The sequence below is a fragment of the Novosphingobium humi genome, assembly GCF_028607105.1.
GTDB lineage: Bacteria > Pseudomonadota > Alphaproteobacteria > Sphingomonadales > Sphingomonadaceae > Novosphingobium > Novosphingobium humi.
Genome location: NZ_CP117417.1, coordinates 941,325 through 963,511, shown reverse-complemented (window position 1 = coordinate 963,511; position 22,187 = coordinate 941,325). Strand labels below are relative to the sequence as shown.

The 22,187-nt window shown below is 62.3% G+C and carries 21 protein-coding genes and 1 pseudogene; 3 read left to right on the top strand and 19 right to left on the bottom strand.

Annotation, left to right across the window (positions count from 1 at the left end; translation table 11 throughout):
- Position 1 precedes the first annotated feature (1 nt).
- From nuoK to PQ457_RS04285, 12 genes and pseudogenes are all read right to left on the bottom strand, one after another.
- Positions 2-307 carry an NADH-quinone oxidoreductase subunit NuoK gene (gene nuoK, locus PQ457_RS04340; protein ID WP_168602395.1) on the bottom strand — a complete coding sequence of 102 codons (306 nt, stop codon included), beginning with the start codon at positions 305-307 and terminating at the stop codon, positions 2-4.
- Between the two features lie 10 nt (positions 308-317).
- Positions 318-935: an NADH-quinone oxidoreductase subunit J gene (locus PQ457_RS04335; protein WP_168602394.1), complete on the bottom strand. Its 618-nt coding sequence runs from the start codon at positions 933-935 to the stop codon at positions 318-320.
- A 21-nt stretch (positions 936-956) separates the two neighbouring features.
- Complete coding sequence (gene nuoI / locus PQ457_RS04330) at positions 957-1,442, bottom strand: NADH-quinone oxidoreductase subunit NuoI (protein WP_168602393.1); 486 nt, start codon at positions 1,440-1,442, stop codon at positions 957-959.
- Positions 1,439-2,485, bottom strand: a complete 1,047-nt coding sequence (gene nuoH / locus PQ457_RS04325; protein ID WP_183625250.1) for an NADH-quinone oxidoreductase subunit NuoH — start codon at positions 2,483-2,485, stop codon at positions 1,439-1,441. Before nuoH ends, nuoI begins: the two co-directional genes overlap by 4 nt.
- On the bottom strand, positions 2,482-4,506 hold the full coding sequence (gene nuoG, locus PQ457_RS04320; protein ID WP_273618545.1) for an NADH-quinone oxidoreductase subunit NuoG: 2,025 nt from the start codon (positions 4,504-4,506) through the stop codon (positions 2,482-2,484). The genes nuoH and nuoG overlap by 4 nt, the downstream gene beginning before the upstream one ends.
- Positions 4,506-5,801, bottom strand: a complete 1,296-nt coding sequence (gene nuoF / locus PQ457_RS04315) for an NADH-quinone oxidoreductase subunit NuoF (protein ID WP_273618544.1) — start codon at positions 5,799-5,801, stop codon at positions 4,506-4,508. The genes nuoG and nuoF overlap by 1 nt, the downstream gene beginning before the upstream one ends.
- A 3-nt stretch (positions 5,802-5,804) precedes the next feature.
- Positions 5,805-6,473: an NADH-quinone oxidoreductase subunit NuoE gene (gene nuoE, locus PQ457_RS04310; RefSeq protein WP_273618543.1), complete on the bottom strand. Its 669-nt coding sequence runs from the start codon at positions 6,471-6,473 to the stop codon at positions 5,805-5,807.
- Positions 6,473-6,796 (bottom strand): nuclear transport factor 2 family protein, encoded by a 324-nt coding sequence (locus PQ457_RS04305; protein WP_168602867.1) that lies wholly within the window; start codon positions 6,794-6,796, stop codon positions 6,473-6,475. The genes nuoE and PQ457_RS04305 overlap by 1 nt, the downstream gene beginning before the upstream one ends.
- Positions 6,797-6,831: 35 nt before the next feature.
- The gene (locus tag PQ457_RS04300; RefSeq protein WP_273618542.1) at positions 6,832-8,046 is read right to left on the bottom strand and encodes an NADH-quinone oxidoreductase subunit D; all 1,215 of its coding nucleotides are present in this window, start codon (positions 8,044-8,046) and stop codon (positions 6,832-6,834) included.
- 11 nt (positions 8,047-8,057) lie between these two features.
- Positions 8,058-8,669: pseudogene (locus tag PQ457_RS04295) on the bottom strand (NADH-quinone oxidoreductase subunit C); the annotation flags it as partial.
- Positions 8,670-8,680: 11 nt separating this feature from the next.
- On the bottom strand, positions 8,681-9,235 hold the full coding sequence (locus PQ457_RS04290) for a NuoB/complex I 20 kDa subunit family protein (RefSeq protein ID WP_168602386.1): 555 nt from the start codon (positions 9,233-9,235) through the stop codon (positions 8,681-8,683).
- Positions 9,232-9,618: an NADH-quinone oxidoreductase subunit A gene (locus PQ457_RS04285; RefSeq protein ID WP_168602385.1), complete on the bottom strand. Its 387-nt coding sequence runs from the start codon at positions 9,616-9,618 to the stop codon at positions 9,232-9,234. The genes PQ457_RS04290 and PQ457_RS04285 overlap by 4 nt, the downstream gene beginning before the upstream one ends.
- A gap of 310 nt (positions 9,619-9,928) precedes the next feature.
- On the opposite strand from PQ457_RS04285, the gene PQ457_RS04280 reads away from it, so the two are divergent.
- Entirely contained in the window at positions 9,929-11,122 is a 1,194-nt protein-coding gene (locus tag PQ457_RS04280; protein ID WP_273618540.1) for a thiolase family protein, read from the top strand.
- 224 nt (positions 11,123-11,346) lie between these two features.
- On the opposite strand, the gene PQ457_RS04275 is transcribed toward PQ457_RS04280, so the two are convergent.
- From PQ457_RS04275 to PQ457_RS04255, 5 genes are all read right to left on the bottom strand, one after another.
- A complete protein-coding gene (locus PQ457_RS04275; RefSeq protein ID WP_273618539.1) occupies positions 11,347-11,841 on the bottom strand; it encodes an SH3 domain-containing protein in 495 nt (164 codons plus the stop codon).
- 144 nt (positions 11,842-11,985) lie between these two features.
- Positions 11,986-13,392 carry an NAD(P)H-dependent flavin oxidoreductase gene (locus PQ457_RS04270; RefSeq protein ID WP_273618538.1) on the bottom strand — a complete coding sequence of 469 codons (1,407 nt, stop codon included), beginning with the start codon at positions 13,390-13,392 and terminating at the stop codon, positions 11,986-11,988.
- A gap of 179 nt (positions 13,393-13,571) precedes the next feature.
- On the bottom strand, positions 13,572-14,537 hold the full coding sequence (gene bla, locus PQ457_RS04265; protein ID WP_273618537.1) for a class A beta-lactamase: 966 nt from the start codon (positions 14,535-14,537) through the stop codon (positions 13,572-13,574).
- Entirely contained in the window at positions 14,537-15,664 is a 1,128-nt protein-coding gene (gene prfB, locus PQ457_RS04260; RefSeq protein ID WP_273618536.1) for a peptide chain release factor 2, read from the bottom strand. The genes bla and prfB overlap by 1 nt, the downstream gene beginning before the upstream one ends.
- Positions 15,665-16,035: 371 nt before the next feature.
- Positions 16,036-16,596: a peroxiredoxin gene (locus PQ457_RS04255; RefSeq protein WP_273618535.1), complete on the bottom strand. Its 561-nt coding sequence runs from the start codon at positions 16,594-16,596 to the stop codon at positions 16,036-16,038.
- Positions 16,597-16,711: 115 nt separating this feature from the next.
- Here PQ457_RS04255 and PQ457_RS04250 point away from each other — a divergent pair, with 115 nt between their 5' ends.
- Together PQ457_RS04250 and PQ457_RS04245 are read left to right on the top strand one after the other, a co-directional pair.
- A complete protein-coding gene (locus PQ457_RS04250) occupies positions 16,712-17,554 on the top strand; it encodes an SGNH/GDSL hydrolase family protein (RefSeq protein ID WP_273618534.1) in 843 nt (280 codons plus the stop codon).
- On the top strand, positions 17,551-18,297 hold the full coding sequence (locus PQ457_RS04245) for a metallophosphoesterase family protein (RefSeq protein WP_273618533.1): 747 nt from the start codon (positions 17,551-17,553) through the stop codon (positions 18,295-18,297). Before PQ457_RS04250 ends, PQ457_RS04245 begins: the two co-directional genes overlap by 4 nt.
- Positions 18,298-18,309: 12 nt before the next feature.
- On the opposite strand, the gene PQ457_RS04240 is transcribed toward PQ457_RS04245, so the two are convergent.
- Positions 18,310-20,793 carry a penicillin-binding protein 1A gene (locus tag PQ457_RS04240; RefSeq protein ID WP_273619244.1) on the bottom strand — a complete coding sequence of 828 codons (2,484 nt, stop codon included), beginning with the start codon at positions 20,791-20,793 and terminating at the stop codon, positions 18,310-18,312.
- Positions 20,794-20,947: 154 nt separating this feature from the next.
- Complete coding sequence (locus PQ457_RS04235; RefSeq protein WP_273618532.1) at positions 20,948-22,015, bottom strand: N-acetylmuramoyl-L-alanine amidase family protein; 1,068 nt, start codon at positions 22,013-22,015, stop codon at positions 20,948-20,950.
- Positions 22,016-22,187: the final 172 nt, after the last annotated feature.

Here is a 22,187-nt window from a genome sequence, read left to right as displayed (position 1 = left end):
CTTACCCCTTCATCCGGTTGGCGTCGTCCACCGCGATCGTGCCGCGGCTGCGGAAGTAGATCACGAGGATGGCCAGGCCCACGGCTGCTTCACCCGCGGCCACCGTCAACACGAACATCGCGAAGATCTGACCGGCCAGGTCATGCAGGAAGGCGCTGAAGGCCACGAGGTTGATGTTCACCGAGAGCAGAATCAGCTCGATGGCCATCAACACGATGATGATGTTCTTGCGGTTGAGCACGATGCCCAGCACGCCCAGCCCGAAGAGGATCGAGCTGACAACGATATAATGTTCAATACCGATCATGGCCGCCCCCTTACAGCTTCACGCCGCCGCCCACTTCGGGACGGGTGTTGATGGTGGCATCTTCCGGACGGCGCTTGACCTGTTCGGAGATATTCTGCGGACGCACGTCATTGCGCTGGCGATGGGTCAGCACGATGGCGCCGATCATGGCCACCAGCAGCACGACACCCGCCGCTTCGAACAGGAACAGGTAGTGCCCATAGAGCACTGCGCCGATCGCCTGAATATTGGGCACATTGGCGGCAGGAGCCGTCGCCGCATCGGGCGTGCCCAGCACAAGCCCGCCGGCCGAATGAGCGCCAAGACCAAACAGCAGTTCGGCCAGCAGGATACCGGCAATCGCCAGACCCAGCGGGAAGTTCTTCACAAAACCGGCCCGCAGCGTGGCAAAATCGATGTCGAGCATCATCACCACGAACAGGAACAGCACCGCCACCGCGCCGACATAGACGATGACCAGAAGCATCGCGATGAATTCGGCGCCGATCAGGATCATCAGACCGGCCGCGTTGAAGAAGGCCAGGATCAGCCACAACACGGAATGCACCGGATTGCGCGCCGTGATGGTCATCACGGCCGACGCAATCACCAGCGCGGCGAACAGATAAAAGGCAAGCGTTTGGATCATCTCTTGTCTCCGGCCCGCGCCTTAACGGTAGGGCGCATCGGCTTCAAGGTTCGCGGCAATCGCCCGCTCCCACTTGTCCCCGTTCGCCAACAGCTTGTTCTTGTCATAGAGCAGTTCGGCACGCGTTTCGGTCGCGTATTCGAAATTGGGCCCTTCGACGATGGCGTCGACCGGGCATGCTTCCTGGCAAAAACCGCAGAAGATGCACTTGGTCATGTCGATGTCATAACGCGTGGTGCGGCGGCTGCCGTCATCGCGCGGTTCGGCCTCGATGGTGATGGCCTGCGCGGGGCAGATCGCCTCGCACAATTTGCACGCGATGCAGCGCTCTTCCCCATTGGGATAGCGACGCAGCGCATGTTCACCACGGAAACGGGGCGAAAGCGGGTTCTTCTCATAGGGATAGTTGATGGTCGCCTTTTCCTTGAAGAAATACTTCAAGGTCAAGGCGTGAGCCTTCACGAACTCCCAGAGGGTGAAACTCTTGATGAGATGGGCGACGCTCATGCAAAATGTCCCGTAGCCATGAGGTAACCGCTGACGAGGAAAACGAACAGCAGCGAGAGCGGCAGGAAGATTTTCCAGCCCAGACGCATCAGCTGGTCATAGCGATAGCGCGGCACGGTGGCCTTCACCCAGCTGAACACAAAGAAGAAGAAGAAGATCTTGAGCAGCAGCCAGATCACGCCCGGCACCATATACAGCACCGGAATATCCAGCGGCGGCAGATAACCACCCCAGAACAGCGTGGCATTCAGCGCACACATCAAGAGCACGTTGCCATATTCGCCGAGCCAGAACAGCGCGAAGGCCATCGAGGAATATTCGGTCTGATAACCGGCGACGAGTTCAGACTCCGCTTCGCAAAGGTCGAACGGAGCGCGCTGGGTTTCGGCCATGCCCGAGATCAGGAACAGCACCCACATCGGGAAAAGCAGCGGATTGAAACCAAAGCCGTTCAGGATGCCGAACACATGGCCCTTCTGCGCCGACACGATCGTGCCCAAATTGAAGGAACCAGCCCACAGCACCACGCAGATGAGGATGAAGCCGATCGAGACTTCATAGGAAATCATCTGAGCAGATGCACGCATCGCACTGAAAAACGGGTATTTTGAGTTCGAAGCCCAACCAGCCATGATCGTGCCGTAAACGCCCAGCGACGAAATCGCCAGAACATAGAGCAGGCCCACGTTGATGTCGGCCAGGATCGCGCCCGAGTTGAACGGGATCACCGCCCAGGCCAGCAGCGTCACCGTGAAGGTAACCACCGGGCCGATCAGGAAGATGCCCTTGTTGGCGGCGGTCGGAACGATGGTTTCCTGCAGGAAAACCTTCAGACCGTCGGCGAAGGACTGAAGCAGACCCAGCGGGCCGACAACGTTCGGACCGCGACGCAGCGCCATGGCTGCCCAGATCTTGCGGTCGACATAAATGATCATCGCCACGCTGAGCATCAGCGGCAGCGCGATCAGCAAAATGCCCGCAATGGTGGAAATCAGCCATGCCGCCTCAAACGGCAGGCCAAGCGATTGGAAGAAGGCGGTCATTCCGCAGCCTCCGCTTGGGGTTGCGACCCGTGCAGCAGTTCGGCCGAGCAACGCGCCAGCGTCTCACTCGCCCGCGCAATCGGGTTCGTCAGATAGAAATCCTTGATCGGATAGGCGATTTCGCCGGCAGCCGAACCCGAAACGCCGGTCGGCAGCGGGCCGAAATCAATCAGACCGCCATCAACCAGCAGCGCCGGATATTCGGCAAACAGCGCGCTGCGCAGTTCGTCAAAGCTGTCAAAGCCGACCTTCACGTTCAGCACCTGCGCCATGGCGCGCAGGATCGCCCAGTCTTCACGCGCATCACCGGGCGCGAACACCGCCTTTTCGGCGAATTGCACGCGACCTTCGGTGTTGACGTAAATGCCGGCCTTTTCGGTGAAGGCCGAAGCGGGCAGGATCACGTCAGCGGCATGGGCGCCCTTGTCGCCATGATGGCCGACATAGACGATCATGCTGTCGGCAAACTGGGTGTAATCCACCTCATCCGCGCCCAGCGAAAGCAGGAGCTTGGGCTTCGCAGCGGCGACATCCTTGATGCCACCCTTCTGCGCATAACCCAGCACCAGCCCGCCCATACGCGACGCCGCCATGTGCAGAACGTTGAAACCATTCCACACCGAACCGTCTTCGAGCGTACGCACGAGGCCAAGCTGCTGGCTGATCGAAAGACCCGCTTCGAGCGCGCCCTTGGCCAGCCCCGCCCCGCCGATGATCAGCGCCGGACGCTTGGCGCCCTGCAAAGCCGACCACACATGCGCCGGAAGAGCGTTCAGCACCGCAGCGTCCGAGCCGAGGAATTCGGCCGGATAGGTCGTTTCCCATTCGGGGCCGATGATGAACACCTTGGCGCCATGCTTGACCGCCTTGCGCAGGCGGGCGTTCAGAACGGCCGCTTCCCAGCGGACGTGGCTGCCCACGATCAGGATGGCGTCTGCGGTTTCGATGCCGCCGATGGTGCTGTTGAAATTGACAGCCGCCAGGTTCGAGCAATCATAGGCCAGACCCGTCTGACGCCCTTCGAGCACCGACGAACCAAGGCCCGCCAGCAGCTTCTTGGCCGCAAACATGGTTTCAACGTCAACCAGATCGCCCGCCACCGCGGCAATCGAATTGCCCGGGGCAATCTTGGCGACAGCGGCAAGCGCCTCGTCCCACGACACAGCCTTGAGCTTGCCGTCGAGACGAATATACGGGCGATCAAGACGGCGCTTGGACAGGCCATCGACCATGTAGCGGCCCTTGTCGGACAACCATTCCTCGTTCACGTCATCATTGACGCGCGGCAGAATGCGCATGGCTTCACGACCGCGCGCGTCGACGCGGATGTTCGAGCCGATAGCGTCCGAAACGTCGATCGAAATCGTCTTCTTCAATTCCCAAGGACGGGCTTCGAACGCGTAAGGACGCGAAGTCAGCGCGCCGACCGGGCACAGATCGATCACATTGGCCGACAGTTCGTGCGTCGAGGCCTTTTCCAGATAGGTGCTGATCTGCATGTTTTCGCCGCGATAAAGCGCGCCGATTTCATCCACACCCGCAATTTCCTCGCTGAAACGGACGCAGCGCGTGCACTGGATGCAGCGCGTCATCACCGTCTTGATCAGCGGGCCCATATACTTCTCGGTCACCGCGCGCTTGTGCTCATGGTAACGCGAAGAACCGCGGCCATAGGCCACGCTCTGATCCTGAAGGTCGCATTCGCCGCCCTGATCGCAGATCGGGCAGTCGAGCGGATGATTGATGAGGAGAAACTCCATCACCCCTTCACGCGCCTTTTTGACCATCTCACTGTCGGTGCGGATTTCCTGACCTTCGGCGGCCGGAAGCGCGCAGGAAGCCTGCGGCTTGGGCGGCCCAGGCTTCACCTCGACCAGGCACATGCGGCAATTGCCCGCAATGCTCAGACGTTCGTGATAACAGAAGCGCGGAATTTCCTTCCCCGCCATTTCGCAGGCTTGCAGAACAGTGGCGCCGGCCGGCACCTCCAGTTCCACGCCGTCAACTTTGACCTTAGGCATTACTCAGCGGCCTCCCGCAGCGCACCGCCCTTTTCGGCAATGCGACGCTCAATTTCGGGGCGGAAATGACGGATCAGGCCCTGGATTGGCCAAGCCGCCGCGTCACCCAATGCGCAGATCGTGTGACCTTCAACCTGCTTGGTGACGTTCCAGAGCATGTCGATTTCCTGCACATCGGCATCGCCCTTGCGCAGACGCTCCATCACGCGCCACATCCAGCCGGTGCCTTCGCGGCACGGCGTGCACTGGCCGCAGCTTTCGTGCTTGTAGAAGTACGAAAGGCGGCTGATCGCGCGCACGATATCGGTGGACTTGTCCATGACGATGACCGCCGCCGTGCCCAGACCCGAACCGACCGCGCGCAGACCGTCAAAGTCCATCGGCGCGTCCCAGATCTGATCGGCAGGCACCAGAGGCACCGACGAACCGCCGGGGATGACCGCCAACAGATTGTCCTTGCCGCCGCGAATGCCGCCGCAATGCTTCTCGATCAGCTCGCTGAACGGGATCGACATTTCTTCTTCGACCACGCAGGGCTTGTTCACATGGCCCGAGATCTGGAAGAGCTTGGTGCCCTTGTTGTTCTCACGCCCGAACGAAGCGAACCAGCCCGCGCCGCGACGCAGGATGGTGGGAGCAACCGCAATCGATTCGACATTGTTCACCGTGGTCGGGCAGCCGTAAAGACCGGCACCGGCGGGGAACGGAGGCTTCAAGCGGGGCTGGCCCTTCTTGCCTTCGATCGATTCGATCATCGCGGTTTCTTCGCCGCAGATATAGGCGCCCGCGCCGCGATGGACGAAAACGTCGAAATCATAGCCCGAACCGCTGGCGTTCTTGCCCACCAGACCGGCGTCATACGCCTCGGCAACAGCGGCAAACAGCGTTTCGGCCTCGCGGATATATTCGCCGCGAATATAGATGTAGGCCGCACGGGCCCCCATCGCGAAACCGGCCACCAGCGCGCCTTCGATCAGCTTGTGCGGATCGTGGCGGATGATTTCGCGGTCCTTGCACGAACCCGGTTCGGATTCATCGGCGTTGATGACCAGGAAGCTGGGACGGCCGTCCTTGCTTTCCTTGGGCATGAACGACCACTTCATGCCGGTGGGGAAACCCGCACCACCACGACCGCGCAGGCCCGAATCCTTGATTTCCTGAATAATCGCGTCGCGGCCCTTTTCGAGCAGCGCCTTGGTGTTGTCCCAATCGCCCCGCGCGCGCGCAGCGGGCAGGTTCCACAGCTGATAGCCGTAGAGATTGGTGAAGATACGATCCTTGTCCTGAAGGGCCATGACTTACCACTCCCCCCGATAATCGTGATTTTCATTGACCATGGCGGTCAGCGACGAAAGCGCGCCCACCGGCTCCACCGTGTGGCGGCCCGGCTCCTGCGTACCCGTCTTGGGGCTCTCGCCGCGCGCCAGAGCATCCAGAATGCCCTCGAAACGCTCGGCGGTCAGGTCTTCGTAATTGTCGTCATTGATCTGCACCATCGGCGCCGACGAGCAATTGCCCATGCATTCCACCTCGGTGAAGGTCCAGAGACCATCCTCCGAAACGCCGCCGGTCGGCATCTTCCTGGCCTTGCACACCGAAATCAGATCGTCGCTGCCGCGCAGCATGCAGGGCGTGGTGCCGCAGACCTGCACATGGAACTTTCCGACCGGAACCAGATTGTACATGGTGTAGAAGGTGGCGACCTCGACCACGCGGATGATCGGCATGTCGAGATAATTCGCGACATATTCCATCACCGGGATCGGCAACCAGCCCTGCGTGTTCGTTTCCGCGCCCACCTGACGCTGCGCCAGATCGAGCAGCGGCATCGAGGCCGAGCGCTGACGCCCTTCGGGATAGCGCGCGACGATTTCCTTGGCCTTGGCCGCATTGGCCTCGGTCCAGGCGAAATTGCCCCAGCGCGCGCGCAGCTCAGGGCTATCGGGGTAGATATGACGATCAGCCATTAGCGGATGAACTCCACGCGAGAGCACTTGTCGCCCTCGAACGAATAGACGGCGATGACTTCGAAAGGTTCGACCAGTTCCGAGCCATCGCTGGCCGGGCCGCGCGTGACATATTCGCGGAACAGCACATAATTGCCGATGGCCTGCTTTTCGCGGATCTCAGCATGGTTCTGCGGCCACTTGGCGAAAGCCGCGGCCAAGCCCGTGCGGGTGCCTTCCTTGCCTTCGCGCACCACAGCGCCGCGATAGCCCGCTTCGCAGGCATCGTCGGTCATGTAGGACACGTAAAGGTCGGCATCCTGCGCGTTATAGGCGGCAATCATCGCCTCGGCGGTTGCCAGATGGTTGAGGCTCTGGCTCACCGGTCGCACTCCCCGAACACGATATCCATCGCGCCAAGGATGGCGGTGATATCGGGCAGCATGTGGCCCTTGGTCATGAAGTCCATCGCCTGAAGATGCGAGAACGCCGTCGGGCGGATCTTGCAGCGATAGGGCTTGTTCGAGCCGTCCGACACCAGATAGACGCCAAATTCGCCCTTGGGGCTTTCGGTGGCCACATAGACTTCGCCCGCCGGAACGTGGAAGCCTTCGGTGTAGAGCTTGAAGTGATGGATCAGGCTTTCCATGTCCTGCTTCATCTCGGCGCGCTTGGGCGGGGCCACCTTGCGGTCGCTGCTCAGCACCGGCCCGGCGGGCATCTTTTCGATGCACTGACGGATGATGCGGGCCGACTGGCGGACTTCTTCCACGCGGACCATGAAGCGATCATAGCAGTCGCCGCGCGTGCCCACGGGCACTTCGAAATCGACCTGATCGTAGGCATCATAGGGCTGCGACTTGCGCAGATCCCAGGGAATGCCGCTGCCGCGGATCATCGGGCCGGAAAAGCCCCATGCCAGCGCGTCTTCCTTGCTGACCGTGGCGATATCGACGTTGCGCTGCTTGAAGATGCGGTTGTCGCACACCAGGCTCATCGCGTCCTCGAACAGTTCGGGCAGACGCTTGTCGAGCCAGACGCTGATGTCGTCGATCAGCTTCTGCGGCACATCCTGATGGACGCCGCCGGGGCGGAACCATGCCGAGTGCATACGCGCGCCAGAAGCGCGCTCGAAGAAGTTGAGGCAATCCTCGCGGATTTCGAACAGCCACAGGTTCGGCGTCATCGCGCCCACGTCCATGACGTGCGAACCGATGTTGAGCATGTGGTTGCAGATACGCGTGATTTCCGCAAACATCGTGCGCAGCCACTTGGCGCGCTCGGGCACTTCAAGGTTCAGCAGCTTTTCCACCGCCAGAACATAGGAATGCTCCATGCCGAGCGGCGAACAATAGTCCAACCGGTCGAAATAGGGCAGCGCCTGCAGATAGGTTTTGTATTCGATCAGCTTTTCGGTGCCGCGATGCAACAGGCCGATATGCGGGTCGATACGCGTGACGATTTCACCGTCCAACTCGGTGACCATGCGCAACACGCCATGGGCGGCGGGGTGCTGAGGGCCGAAGTTGATGGTGTAATTGGTGATGATCTCATCGCCGGTGGTCGGCGATTCCTCGAGGATCAGACCGCTCATTTGCCTTCCCCTGCTTTCTCGTCGCCCGGCAGCACGTAATCGGCCCCTTCCCACGGCGAGGTGAAGTCGAACTGACGCAGATCCTGCGCCAGACGCACCGGCTCATAAACCACGCGCTTCTCTTCGTTCGAGTAGCGCAGTTCCTGATAGCCCGTCAGCGGGAAGTCCTTGCGGAAAGGATGCCCTTCAAAGCCATAGTCGGTCAGGATGCGGCGCAGGTCCGCATTCCCCGCAAAGACCACGCCATACAGGTCGAACACTTCGCGTTCGAGCCAGCCAGCCACCGGCCAGAGCGTCGTCACGGTCGGAACCGGGGCGACTTCATCGGTGGTGGTCTTGACGATGATGCGGTGATTCTTGGTCAGCGAGAGCAGCATGTAGACGACTTCAAACCGCTCGGGGCGGTTGGGATAGTCGGCGCCGGCGATTTCCACCAGCTGCTGATATTCATGCTTGTCGCGCAGGATGCGCAGCGCATCCTCGATATGCTCGCGCGTCACCGTGATGACGATTTCGCCATGCTCTTCCTTGGACGCCGCGACGCGGTGAGCCAGCGAGGCCACCAGCGTGTCGAGAACGCCCTCGTTCGAGCTCCACTTGGGGGCGGAATGCAGAACAGCCATTCGTCCCTCCCTCAACGCTCGATGGTGCCAACGCGGCGGATCTTCCGCTGCAACTGCATGATGCCATAGAGCAAGGCTTCGGCGGTCGGCGGGCAACCGGGCACATAGATGTCAACCGGCACAATGCGGTCGCAGCCGCGCACCACCGAATAGGAATAGTGGTAATAGCCGCCGCCATTCGCACATGACCCCATCGAGATCACATACTTGGGGTTCGACATCTGGTCATAGACCTTGCGCAGCGCCGGGGCCATCTTGTTGCACAGCGTGCCGGCCACGATCATCACGTCTGACTGACGCGGCGATGCGCGCGGAGCAGCACCAAAGCGCTCCATGTCATAGCGCGGCATATTGACGTGGATCATTTCCACGGCGCAGCAAGCCAGGCCAAAGGTCATCCACCACAGCGAGCCGGTACGGGCCCACTGAAACAGTTCCTCGGTGCTGGTCACCAGAAAGCCCTTGTCGGACACTTCGTTCGACAGGTCGTTAAAGAAACCCTGATCGGGAGCGACCAACTTGCCGTTGGCCGCCATGATCGGTTCAAAGGAGGGATTTGTACTCATTCCCAGTCCAACGCTCCCTTCTTCCACGCATAGGCAAAGCCGATCACGAGTTCGGCCAGAAACACCATCATCGTCAGCCAGCCCGCCCAGCCGGTTTCCTTAAGGCTGACCGCCCAGGGAAACAGGAAAGCTGCTTCGAGATCGAAGATGATGAAGAGGATCGCCACGAGATAGAAACGCACGTCAAACTGGCTGCGCGGTTCTTCAAAGGCGGGGAAGCCGCATTCATATTCCGAAAGCTTGTCAGCATCCGGTTTGTACGAACCCGTAAGGCGCGACACGAGAATGGGCAAAATGACGAAGGCCGAAGACAGACCAAGCGCGATCCCGAGAAAGATCAGGATGGGAAGGTAGTTCGACAGGTAGTGCGACAGGTCGATCAAGAGCTGACTCGCAGATTAAGTTGAGCTTTGGCGGCCCTAGTCCCCCTTTCCGGGGTGTGCAAGTGTCCTGACGCCTCAAACTGTGCAGGAGCGAAAAGAACCTGCGAGAATGTGTGCAAGTGCTTCGCAATAGCGTAAATTTTGCGTATTTCCGCCACTTTCTGCCTAGGACCTATCCCCGATTGCGTTTGCTGCGCGGCGGCACTATCTCAAACAAGACGCAGGCACGCACGCCTGTAACCTCGGGCGCCTATGCGCCTTGCAGCATCTGGCGCAACCTGCGCCTTACACACCGGAGGGTCCTAGTTTCATGGCACAGATTTCCGCTGCTGATCCGATCGTCATTCTTTCTTACGCCCGCACCCCGATGGGCGCGATGCAGGGCAGCCTCTCCGAAGTTTCCGCCACTGAACTTGGCGCCACCGCTGTCAAGGCCGCCGTCGAGCGATCGGGCATCGCTGGTGAGGCATTCGAGCGCGCCTATATGGGCTGCGTTCTGCCCGCAGGGCTTGGTCAGGCCCCTGCCCGTCAGGCCGTGATCAAGGCTGGCCTGCCCAAGTCGGTGCAGGCCACCACCGTCAACAAGGTCTGCGGTTCGGGCATGCAGACGGTCATCATGGCCTCCGAAGCGCTGGCCGCAGGCAGCGTCGATTTCGTCATCGCGGGCGGCATGGAAAGCATGACCAACGCGCCCTATCTGCTCAAAAAGCACCGCTCGGGCGCGCGCATCGGCCATGACACCGCCTATGACCACATGTTCCTCGACGGCCTCGAAGACGCCTATGAAGGCGCCGCCATGGGCAGCTTTGCGCAGGTCACGGCCAATGATTACGGCCTGACGCGCGAGGGCATGGACGCCTATTCGATCGAATCGCTGGCGCGCGCCAAGGCGGCGGTGGCCGAAGGGCGCTTTGCCGACGAAATCGCCCCCGTGACCATCAAGACCCGCAGCGGCGAAGTCGTGGTCGATACCGACGAAGCCCCCGGCAAGGGCCGCCCCGACAAGATCCCCGCCCTCAAGCCCGCCTTTGCCAAGGACGGCACGATCACGGCGGCCTCCTCGTCCTCGATCTCGGACGGCGCAGCGGCCATGGTGCTCACGCGCCAGAGCGTGGCCGAGGCCAAGGGTGCCAAGCCCGTCGCCATCATCAAGGCCGTCGCCGCCCACGCCCATGACCCCAAGCTGTTCACCACGGCCCCGGTCGGCGCGATCCAGAAGGCGCTGGATCAGGCAGGCTGGACTGTTGCCGATGTTGACCTGTTCGAAGTCAACGAAGCCTTTGCCTGCGTGGCCATGTTCGCGATCCACGACCTCGGCCTCGATCACGCAAAGGTCAACGTCAACGGAGGCGCCACCGCTCTGGGCCACCCGATCGGCTGCTCGGGCGCGCGCATCCTCGTCACGCTGATCGCGGCGCTCAAGGCGCGCGGGCTGAAGAAGGGCGTGGCCGCGCTCTGCATCGGCGGCGGTGAAGGCACGGCCGTGGCGGTCGAACTGGTTTAATTCACCGGCATTTGTTTAAGGGGAGCGCTCTGACGGAAACGTTGGGGCGCTTCTTTTTTGTCCGGGGTTATTGGTGCCTCCGGCGGGCAAAGGGACTTGGTCCCTTTGCAATCCCGGTTATGGGGTGGCTTTATAATCGCGGGCGCCGCTTTGGCGAGATGCGGATAAAGCCTGAGGCGCAACGCAGACAGTATCGGGAGCTTGAGGGCCTAGACCCTCAACCTTCAAGGCTTCCCCGCCCCCCACAAACGGCCTTCGGGCACAAAACCCACATGGCGATCGACATCGATCTGGCACCAGCCATCCTTGCAGCCGCCAAGCCGCCCCACCAGCCCCGGCGCCAGTTTCCACAACAGCGGTGTACCCTCGCCCGGCCCGGCATGCATTTCCACCGGCCCCTTGCCCCGGATCAGCGCAGTGGGTGTCTTGTTGAGAAAGCGCATCATCATCCAGCCGCGCGCGCCATCGGGGTCCTCGACCAGATACCAGCCCTGAAACAGACGCAGCACTTTGATCGGCAGGAACTGGCGGCGATAGACAAAGCGGATCGCATAATCCTCGCCCGGCCCGGTGCGCATATTGACCACCGGATCGCGCAGCGAACGCCATGCCGGGAATTGCGGCGTTTCGGCCCCCGCCGGATTGGCCGACAATGCGCCGACCATCAGACCCGCCAGCAGGCCGGCACGCCCGAACTTATTCCAGAATTCATGCAACATGGGCTAAGTATAGCCACTTTGGCACCCATGCGGCAAGGTGCGCCATACGCAATCCGCCGCAAGGCCGGGCATAAGCGGGCACGAAAAAGCCCGGCCACGCCTGTGCATGACCGGGCCATCCGTGTTTGGTCGCAAACCCGCCGATCAATCGCCGGTCAGGATGCGATCCACCAACTGCTTCACCGTGGGGGTGAAATTGTTCGAATAGAACGGGTCCTGCTTGAAGCGATAGGCCGCGTGGCCCGCAAACATCAGGTTTTCGTTGATGTCGCCGCCATGGGCAATGTTCTGCAGGCTCTTCTGGATGCAGAAGCTGCGCGGGTCGGCCATGCGGCCCGTGGTCCAGTCGTCATGGTCCTTCCAGCTGGAAAAACCGCAATGCGACAGACAGCCCATGCAATCGGCCTGATCCTTGCGGATTTCCTCACGCTCGGCCTTGGAGACAAAGATCACCGTGTCGTCAGGCGTGCGCAGCGCCTCGACAAAGCCCTCATTCACCCACTGATGCGCGCGGGCGCGGTCGCAGGGGGTGACCCAGAAGTTCTTGCCCTTGACGCCGACGTCAAGCTGCACCGTGTGATCGCCCGCTTCCACCTTGGAATAGGGGATCTGGCGCTCGCTGCGCGCGACAAGGCTCATCAGGAAGGGATTCTTGACCGCCGAGGAATAGAAACCCGTCGGCGAGAACTTGTGCAGCAGCACATCGCCCGGCTCGATGGTGCGCAGATGATCCTTCCACGCCTGCGGAATCGGGCTTTCCTCGGTCAGCAGCGGACGGGTGCCGAACTGGAACAGGATCGCGCCAAGTTCCGGATTATCAATCCAGTTTTCCCATTCGCGCAGAAACCACACGCCGCCCGCCATGACGATGGGAACGCTGTCGGGCACGCCCTCGGCACGCATCGTTTCGCGAAGTTGCTTAACGCGGGGGTAAGGATCCTGGGGCTTGGTGGGGTCTTCCGCATTCGACAGACCGTTGTGGCCACCCGCCAGCCAGGGGTCTTCATAGACCACCGCCGCCATCAGTTCGGCCACCTTGTGATAGGCCCGCTTCCACAAGGCGCGGAAGGCGCGGCCCGATGAGACGATCGGCAGGTAATGCACGTTGAAACGCGCCGCGATCTCCGAAAGCTTGTACGGCATGCCCGCCCCGCAGGTCACGCCCGTCACCAGCCCCTTGGTGCGTTCGAGCACGCCTTCGAGAACCTGCTGCGCCCCGCCCATTTCCCACAGGACGTTGATGTTGATCGCGCCCCGGCCCGAGGCGATGTCATAGGCCCGTTTCACCTGTTCCACTGCGCCGTCAATGGCATAGCGGATCAATTCCTCATGGCGCCCCTGCCGGGTCATTGCATGATAGATTTGGGGGATAATCTTGCCTTCGGGGTCGTAGCTGTCGGCGTTAACCGCGCTGACGGTGCCAATGCCGCCTGCGGCCGCCCATGCGCCCGAACTGGCATGGTTGGTCGCCGCCACGCCCTTGCCGCCTTCCACCAGCGGCCAAACCTCACGACCACCATAAAGGATCGGCTGCAAACCCTTGAAACTCATTGCCTGTAACTTTCACCACAAACCCCGACACACCGCAAAAAGAGAAGCACCCTCCCCCTCCCCTGCGGCCCCGGAAGATCCGATCGGGGCGATCGGACCTTCCAATTGTTCAAATAGCGTTCATAAACCTTTCGGCCAAGCATGCGACTAAAATCAGCATAGCTCGTCTGCATTCTGTCCTATTTTCCTTGCGACATAATGGCCTGGGCCACGATGCGCCCCACCTGCGCCAACACCTCCTCGGCATGCGAATCGCCATCGGGCGTGGGCTTGGGCGGCTGATAAAAGGCGGCAATCGCAAAGGGGGGCAATTTCGGCGGCTCGACCCACGCCAAATCGACATAGGTGCCCGGAATATCGGCGGGCGTGCCCGTGCCGGTCTTGTCCCCCGCCCACCAATCGGCAGGCAGGCCCGCACGCAGGCGGTTCTTGCCGGTGGTGGTGTCGTGCATCCAGCCTTTGAGCTTGGCAGCCACAGCTGGCGAAAGAGCCCCTTGGCGGAAAAGTTTCATCAGATTGCCCGCCATTGCCAAAGGCGTGGTGCTATTGCGCACGCTGCCCAGCGGAACACGGTTGAGCACGGTTTCGTAATCGTCGAGCCTGCTGATTGGATCGCCAAGGCTCCACCAGAACTGGTTAACCCGATCAAAGCCGCCGATCCGGCGCATCAGCAAATTGGCCGCGCCGTTGTCAGACAGCTTCTGCACTGCCTCGGCGGCCTCCTCAATAGAGATGGCGCGCCGCCCCAACCTTGCCTGCAAGGCAGGCGAATGGAACAGAACATCATCCTTGCCGAAGCGCAGCTTCTCATCAAGCCGCCATTCGCCCTTTTCCGCCCCGCTCAGCACCAGTGCGGCAAGACTCAGCTTGAAGGATGAGCAAAATGCAAAACGGCCAGCTTCGCCATAGCAGATGACGTAAAAGAATTCAGGCCGCTGGTATCCGAGGCCATCATATGAAGTGGCTCTGGGCACATCGCTATCCAGCCTCAGCGCCGCAACCCCGAGCCGCCCACCGAAACGGCGCTCCAATTGCTCCAACGGCTCCGCCATATGCGGCAAGGAAGCAGCAACCCGCCCCACGCCCAAAGCCCCCGCCGCCAGAGCGCCACCGATAAAATGCCGGCGCCCCAGCACAGGGAACATCAGTCCACGTCCTCGACATTGACCTTTTCGCCCGTCACGCGCTGCGACAAAGCGGCGGCCATGAAGGCATCCACATCGCCGTCCAGCACATCGGCAGGCGTCGGGCTGGTCAGGCCTGTGCGCAGATCCTTGACCATCTGATAAGGCTGAAGAACATAGGAGCGGATCTGATGACCCCATCCGATGTCGCTCTTCGAAGCGTGCTCGGCGTTGGCGGCTTCTTCGCGGCGCTGCATTTCGGCCTCGTACAAACGCGCCTTCAGCATGTTCATCGCGGTTTCGCGGTTCTTGTGCTGACTGCGGTCGATCTGGCTGGCCACGATGATGCCGCTGGGCACGTGGGTGATTCGCACGGCCGAGTCGGTCGTGTTCACGTGCTGACCACCTGCACCAGACGCACGATACGTGTCGATCTTCAGATCCGCCGGATTGATCTCGATCGTAAAGCTGTCGTCGATCACCGGATAGACCCAGACCGAACTGAACGAGGTATGGCGGCGCGCAGAGCTGTCATAGGGGCTGATGCGGACCAGGCGATGCACGCCGCTCTCGGTCTTGGCATAGCCATAGGCGTTCTCGCCCTTGCACAGGATGGTGGCCGACTTGATGCCCGCCGTATCGCCCGCCTGAAACTCGATCAGATCGACCTTGAAGCCCCGCTTTTCCGCCCAGCGCGTGTACATGCGCAAAAGCATCGAGGCCCAGTCCTGCGATTCGGTGCCGCCCGCGCCCGCGTGGATTTCGATATAGGTGTCCATGCCGTCGGCTTCGCCCGCCAACAGCGCCTGCACCTTGTCACGATCCGCGCGCTCGGCCAGAGCCGCCAGAGTCGAGAGGCCTTCCTCAACGGTGGCCTCATCATCCTCCATCTCGCCCAGTTCGATGAACTCGATGGCGTCCTTCATCTCGGCCGAAATCTGGTTCACCGCGCCGATGGAGGCCTCCAGACGGCGGCGTTCCTTCATCACCTTTTCGGCTTCCTTGGGATTGTCCCAAAGTTTCGGGTCCTCGACGCGCGCGTTCAACTCGTCAAAGCGGCGCAGCGCGCGCTCCCAATCGAGAAATTTGCGGACCAGCGCCAAGGCTGCTTCGATCCGGTCAATATGGGCCTGCCCTTCGGCACGCATGGTCTATACCCTTGCCTTACATCCAAACCACGGCGCGTTAGCCGGATTGCGGGGAAAGTAAAGGGAAAGCGTCAGGGCATCCCTGCGTTATTCGGCCCAGCGATGCCGCCCATGGCGATCAATGCCCGCCCGGCGTCATCAGGGGGGCCAGCATCAACAGGGAAATCGCCGCTGTGCGCAGCGTCAGGATATTGCGCAAGTTTCGCATCATCGCGTGCCTTCCATGGTCCATGAGGGAAATTCAAACGCCGGTAATCAGACGCAAAATCCCCATACCCAAAGATCGCCCGCACGCCCATTTGCACAATGCGAAAGTCTCGAAACGGGATGGCCGGACGGGCAGATGTTAACCCCCTCGCCCGGCCCTGCTATCAATGCTTCGCCGCCAGCCCCCGCACCGCGGCCAGCGTCTTGGAGACGTGGTCCTTGTAATCCATGTCGGTGTAGGCCAGCTTGATCCTGCCATCCATGCCGATCACATAAGAGGTGCGCCTGGTCACCGAGGCAGAAATGCCCAGGATGGAGAGCGCCACGTCATAATTCTTGATGATCCCGGCATCGGCAATCGCCACCGGGAACTTGTCGCGGCACTCCATCGTCGAAAACTTTTCCAGCGTGGGCAGATCATCGGCCGACATACCGATCACCATCGCGCCCGCCTTGGCAAAATCATCACTCGCCTCGGCAAAGGCATGGGCCTCCAGTGTGCAGCCCTTGGTGAAAGCCTTGGGATAGAAATAGACCACGACCGGTCCTTTCTTGAGCGCCTGTTTCAGGTCGAACGTGAAGGGCTTTCCGGCCTTGGCCCCTTGCGTGACAAAGGCCGGGGCGGCGGCCCCCACGGCCAGTTCGGCCCGCGCCGTGGTGGACAACAAGGCGCCGACGGCAACAGCGGCCAGCGCGGGGGCGAACAGGTGACGGGGGTTCTTCATGGCTGCGCAGAATGTGCCTGTTGCCCCCTTCTGTCCAGAGAGCCGAACGGACACGTTGTGCGAAACACAGCCGCTCTCTTGCCAGCGGGGCGATAATCGGCAAATCCTGCCTCCCATGAAAAACTCCGCCCTGCTCGCGCTCTCGCTCGCCCCTGCCCTGCTGCCCGCCGCCGCCTCTGCGGGCGCGCCCTATGTCGCCATGGGCAGCTCCTATGCCGCAGGCCCCAACATCGGCCAGAGCGCCGACACGCCGCCCAATCGCTGCGCGCGTTCGGCCAGCAATGCGGCCCATATTTTCGCGCAAAAGGCCGGGCTGGCATTGAAGGACGTTTCGTGCAGCGGGGCAACCACCGCGCATATTCTGGGGGCGTGGAATGAATTGCCCGCGCAGGTCGATGCGCTGGATGCCGATACGCGGCTGGTGACGGTGACGATCGGCGGCAATGATCTGGGCTATATGACCGCCATCGGCAAATTGCGCTGCCCCGCGCTGGGCGAAGCCGAGCGCGCCCGCTATTTCCCCAAAGGCTGCACGCCCTTCGCCCCGCTGACGCAGGAGGCCAAGGCGAAACTGGCCGCCGACATGGACCGCATGATCGCCGCCATCCATCAACGCTCGCCCAAGGCGCGCGTGCTGATCGTGCAATATTTCTCGCTGATGCCCGCCAGGGGCAATTGTCCCGCCACCGGCCTGTCGGATGAAGCGGTCGAACAGATTCGCCCCATCCCCGCAACGCTGAGCGCGATTACCGAGGCTGCGGTGCGCCCCTATCGCGCCTTTGCGCGGACGGTGGCGCTGGATCGCGCCTCGGCCGATCACGGCATTTGCGGCGCGGCGCCGTGGTCGAACGGCGCCAGCCCCGATCTGGCCAAGAAGGACGGGGTCAATTATCACCCCAACCAGGCCGGGATGACCGCCGCCGCCGCGCTGATCGAGGCGGCCTGGCGCGCCAGATGAGCCTGCATTTTGCCGCCGTTTCCGATATTCACGGCAATCTGCCCGCGCTTGAGGCGGTGATTGCCGACATTGGCGCGCGCGGCATCACGCAAATCGTCAATCTGGGCGATTCGCTGTCCGGCCCGCTTTGGCCGCGCGAAACGGCGCAAAGGCTGATGGCGCTGGACTGGCCCACGCTGGCGGGCAATCATGAGCGGCAATTGCTGACCATCGACCCGGCGCAGATGGGCCCGACCGATGCCGCCGCCCATGCCGCCATTGACGATGACATCCGCGCATGGATGGCCGCCCTGCCCGGCACGATGGAATGGCCCCACAGTGTCCTGCTGTGCCACGCCACGCCCGACAGCGACGATACCTATTGGCTCCACCGCCGCCGCAAGGGCAGTCGCGGGCGGATGCGCGAGGCCACGCATGAGGAAATCCTGCCGCACGCCAGCCATCATGCGCTGACGCTCTGCGGCCATACGCATATGCCCCGCGTCGTGGCGCTGGCCGATGGGCGCCAGATCGCCAATGCGGGCAGCGTCGGTCTGCCCGCCTATGAGGATGATGTGCCATCATGGCATGTGGTGGAAACCGGCACGCCCGATGCTCGATACCTCAGCGCCGAATTTGTCGATGGGCGCTGGCAGGTCACGCTGCACGCGGTGGCCTATGACCATGAAAGCGCGGCACGGCGAGCCGAGGCGATGGGCCGCGCCGGATGGGCGCAGGCCCTGCGGACCGGCAAGATGGGCTGATGGCGGCCGGGCTTACTGCTCGACCACCATATCCTCGCCATCGCCGCGCTGGAACACGCGCCCGCCCAGAGCATCAAACCCGCGCCGGATCGCGTCGAGCAATTCGCTGCGCTTGGCCGCGACCTGTTCCTGACGGCCCACGCGCTGCGGCTCGGTCTCGGGCTTGAAGGCCTCCCAGATGACTTCCGCCTTGGGATCATCGCCCGGCGGGCCGCCGAAAACGCGCTGTCCGGTGGCGCGGCTGATCTTCATCATGCGGATGCCCGGCGGCGCGACAAAGGGCGTGTGATCCCAGCGCGTCTTGGTCAACTGCACGAATTGCTTGAAGATCGGCGCGGCATAGGTCCCCCCTTGCGCATAGCCGCCCAGCGATTTGGGCTGGTCATAGCCGATATAGACGCCGCCCACGATTCTAGGCGATCCGCCCACGAACCACACATTGGTGGGGCCGGTGGTCGTGCCGGTCTTGCCGAACAGCGGCAGGCCCAGATCGCGCAGCGTCACCGCCGTGCCGCGCTGGACCACGCCTTCGAGCATATGGACGGTCTGATAGGCCGTGCGCGCATCCATCACCTGCCGCCCGCGCGGGGCAAAGCGCGGCATCGGCTTGCCATCCCAATCGGGCATGTTGCAGCCGTTGCAGGCCCGCTCATCCGCGCGCCAGATCACCTTGCCGTTGCGGTCCTGAATGAAATCCACAAAGGTCTGGTCATGCTGGACCCCGTTCGAGGCCAGCGCCGAATAGGCATTGACCATCTGGGCCACGGTGGTTTCGCCCGCGCCCAGCGCAAAGCCGAAATAGGGCGGATATTTACCGATGCCCATATTGGCAAAGGTCTTGACCACCTTGTCCATGCCCACATCATTGGCGATATGGACCGTCATCAGGTTGCGCGACTGTTCAAGGCCCCAGCGCATCGTATGGATGCCGCCCATGCCCCGGCTGTCAAAGTTGCGGAAGCATTTTTCGCCCAGATTGGCGCCCTGATAGACGCAGAAGGGCTGGTCCGGGACCATGCTGGCGGGCGTCATGCCATTGTCGAGGCCGGTGGCATAAACAAAGGGCTTGATGGTCGAGCCGGGCTGGCGCTGGGCCTGGGTGGCGCGGTTGAAGGCGTCGAGCCCATCATCGAATCCACCGGCCACGGCCAGCACGCGGCCCGTGCCGGGCTGCTCCACCATCATGCCGCCGCCCACGCCGGGCAGCAGGCGCAGCCCATAGACCCCGCCGCCAACCGGCGCAGCGGTCACGACATCGCCCACCCGCACCGGATCGAGCAGGCCGGTCAGCGCGGCCGTGCTGCCGTCGGTAAAGCCGATCTGGCCATTTCCGCCGCGCCGCAGGACCACGCCGACACGCCAGTCCTTATAGGCAATCGTCTTGTTCAACCCGATCAACTGGCTCTGCCAATGTTCGGGGTCGAGGTCGATATGGGCGATCGGCCCGTGCCAGCCCTTGCCCGCCGAATAGCGCAGCAGGCCCGCGCGCAAGGCTTCCTGCGCCGCTTTCTGAAGCTCGGAATCGAGCGAGGTGCGCACCCACAGCCCGCCCGCATAGACGCTGTTGGGGCCGTCCTCGGCGTTCTCGCCATATTTGGCGATCAACTGTCGGCGCACTTCCTCGACGAAATAGCCGACCGAAGGATCATAGGTTTCCACCCGGCGCTGGATCAGGCCCAGCGGCTGGGCCTTGGCGGCGGCGGCGGCGGCGGCATCGACCGCGCCGTTCTTCACCATCTGGTCCAGCACCCAGTTGCGGCGCGCAATCGCCTTGTCGGCGAATTTGGCACGGCCATAGACTTCAGGCGCCTTGGGCAGGATGGCGAGGAAAGCCGCCTCGTGCAGTTCCAGCTTGTCCACATCCTTGCCGAAATAAGCGCGCGCGGCGGCCTGCACGCCAAAGCTCTGACGGCCCAGCGGGATTTCGTTGAGATAAAGCTCAAGAATCTGCTGCTTGGTCAGCACGCCCTCGATGCGGAAGGCGACGATCATTTCCTTGAGCTTGCGGCTGACCGAATATTCGTCGCCGATCAGGATGTTCTTGGCCACCTGCTGGGTAATGGTCGAACCGCCGCGGGCGCGTTCGCCGCTGCCATATTTCAACGCGTAATCGACCACCGCCTGCCCCAGACCGATGAAATCAACCCCGCCGTGATGGAAGAAATTCTTGTCCTCGGCCGACAGGAACGCATTCACCAACTGCTTGGGAAAATCGACATAGCGCAATTGGACGCGCCGTTCGCGGGCATAGGAATAGACGATCGCGCCGTCATTGCCGCGCACCATCGTGGGCAAGGGCGGCTGATAGGTCAGCAAAGTGTCGGCCGAGGGCAGCGTGCGCAGAACCGTCACATAAAGCAGCATCCAAAAGGCCAGCGCCAGCCCCAGCGCCAGCGCGCCGATGCGAAACAGCCTCCCGCTTTGCCAGCGCGCGCGCAGCCACGCGCCAAAGCGCCCCGTTATCGGCCCCAGAAAAGACAACGGGCGCGCCACCATCCGGCGCCATGCGCCCCCCGCCTGACGGCGGATGCGCAGGTGAGAGTTTTCATTCTGATCGGGCGAATTGTTCGGATCAGAACCGGGCTGGGAAGGATCGCTGGGCGCCATAGATTTGCGCCCCTAGCATGGGCGGGCAGGGTTTTGCCAGCGGTTAAGGTGTCGCAGTCGCGCCGAGGGTCTCACGCCCGCCCGCCGTTTCCTCAAGGATCGGCACGGCAGAAGAGGCCCCCGTTTCGCTCTGTATGGGCGTTTCACGCAAGCGGGCGAAGTAAACGCGGATCGCCTGCGCCGTGGCATAGGCAAAATCGCGCCGCCCGGCGGGCGAGGACAGCCGCGCGGCATCATCGGGATTGGAAATATAGCCCGCCTCATACAGCACCGAGGGCACATCAGGCGATTTGAGCACGACAAAGGCCGCCGATTGCAGCGCGCGTTCGCGGAAATCGATTCGCGCGCCCCCTTCGCCGCCCTGTCCCTCGCGCAGGATCAGGCGGGCAAGGTTGGTCGACATTTCCGCCGCACGACGCTGCGACAGATCCACCAAAATGGCCGAAACCGAGCTGCTCGTACTGGCCAGCGACACGCCATTGACCGTATCGGCGCGGTTTTCCGATGCGGCCAGATGCTCGGCCTCCTCGCTGCTGCCCCGGTCGGAGAGGGTGTAAACCGTCGCGCCATGGGCGCCCGGCGTATCGGCGCTGTCGGCGTGGATCGAGATGAAGAGGTCCGCCTTCATCCGCCGCGCGATGCCCGAACGCTCCTCCAGCAACAGATAGCGGTCATCAGAGCGCGTCATGGCCACACGGATGCCTCCCACCTCCAGCAAACGCTGGCGCAGCGCCAGAGCCAGCGAGAGGGTCAACTCCTTTTCCGCCTGATGCTCGCCATGCGCGCCCGGATCATGCCCGCCATGCCCGGCGTCAATCACCACCAAAGGGCTGCGAGGATCGCTGGGCCCGGCAATTTCCGGCAAGGGCGCAGACGCGCCGGGCGGCGGCAGGTCAAAGCGCACCACATAATCGCGGGTAAAGCCCGGCGCGCCCATCCAGCCGTCCATCAACAGCATCGCCGCCAGCAGCAGCAGCGGGGCGAACAGGGCAAAGACCAGCAGACCCAGCCCCGGCCCGCGCCGGGGCGCCTCATCCGGCCACGGCCCATGATGATCGGGCAGGGAAAGATCCACAGGTGCGGCAACAGGATCGGACGAGGCTTCGGACATTGCGCGGGGCTGCGGGATCCATCGGGGCAAAGACGAGATCTTTGGTAGGCTTTGCCCCTTATGGGCGCAATGGGGTTAACGAGGCGTTGGTGTTAATCGCATGGGGGCCGCCAAAAAAAGGGTAGAATCACGCATCGCATGGAACTTGCCCGGAAAGACAAGGGGTGCTAGC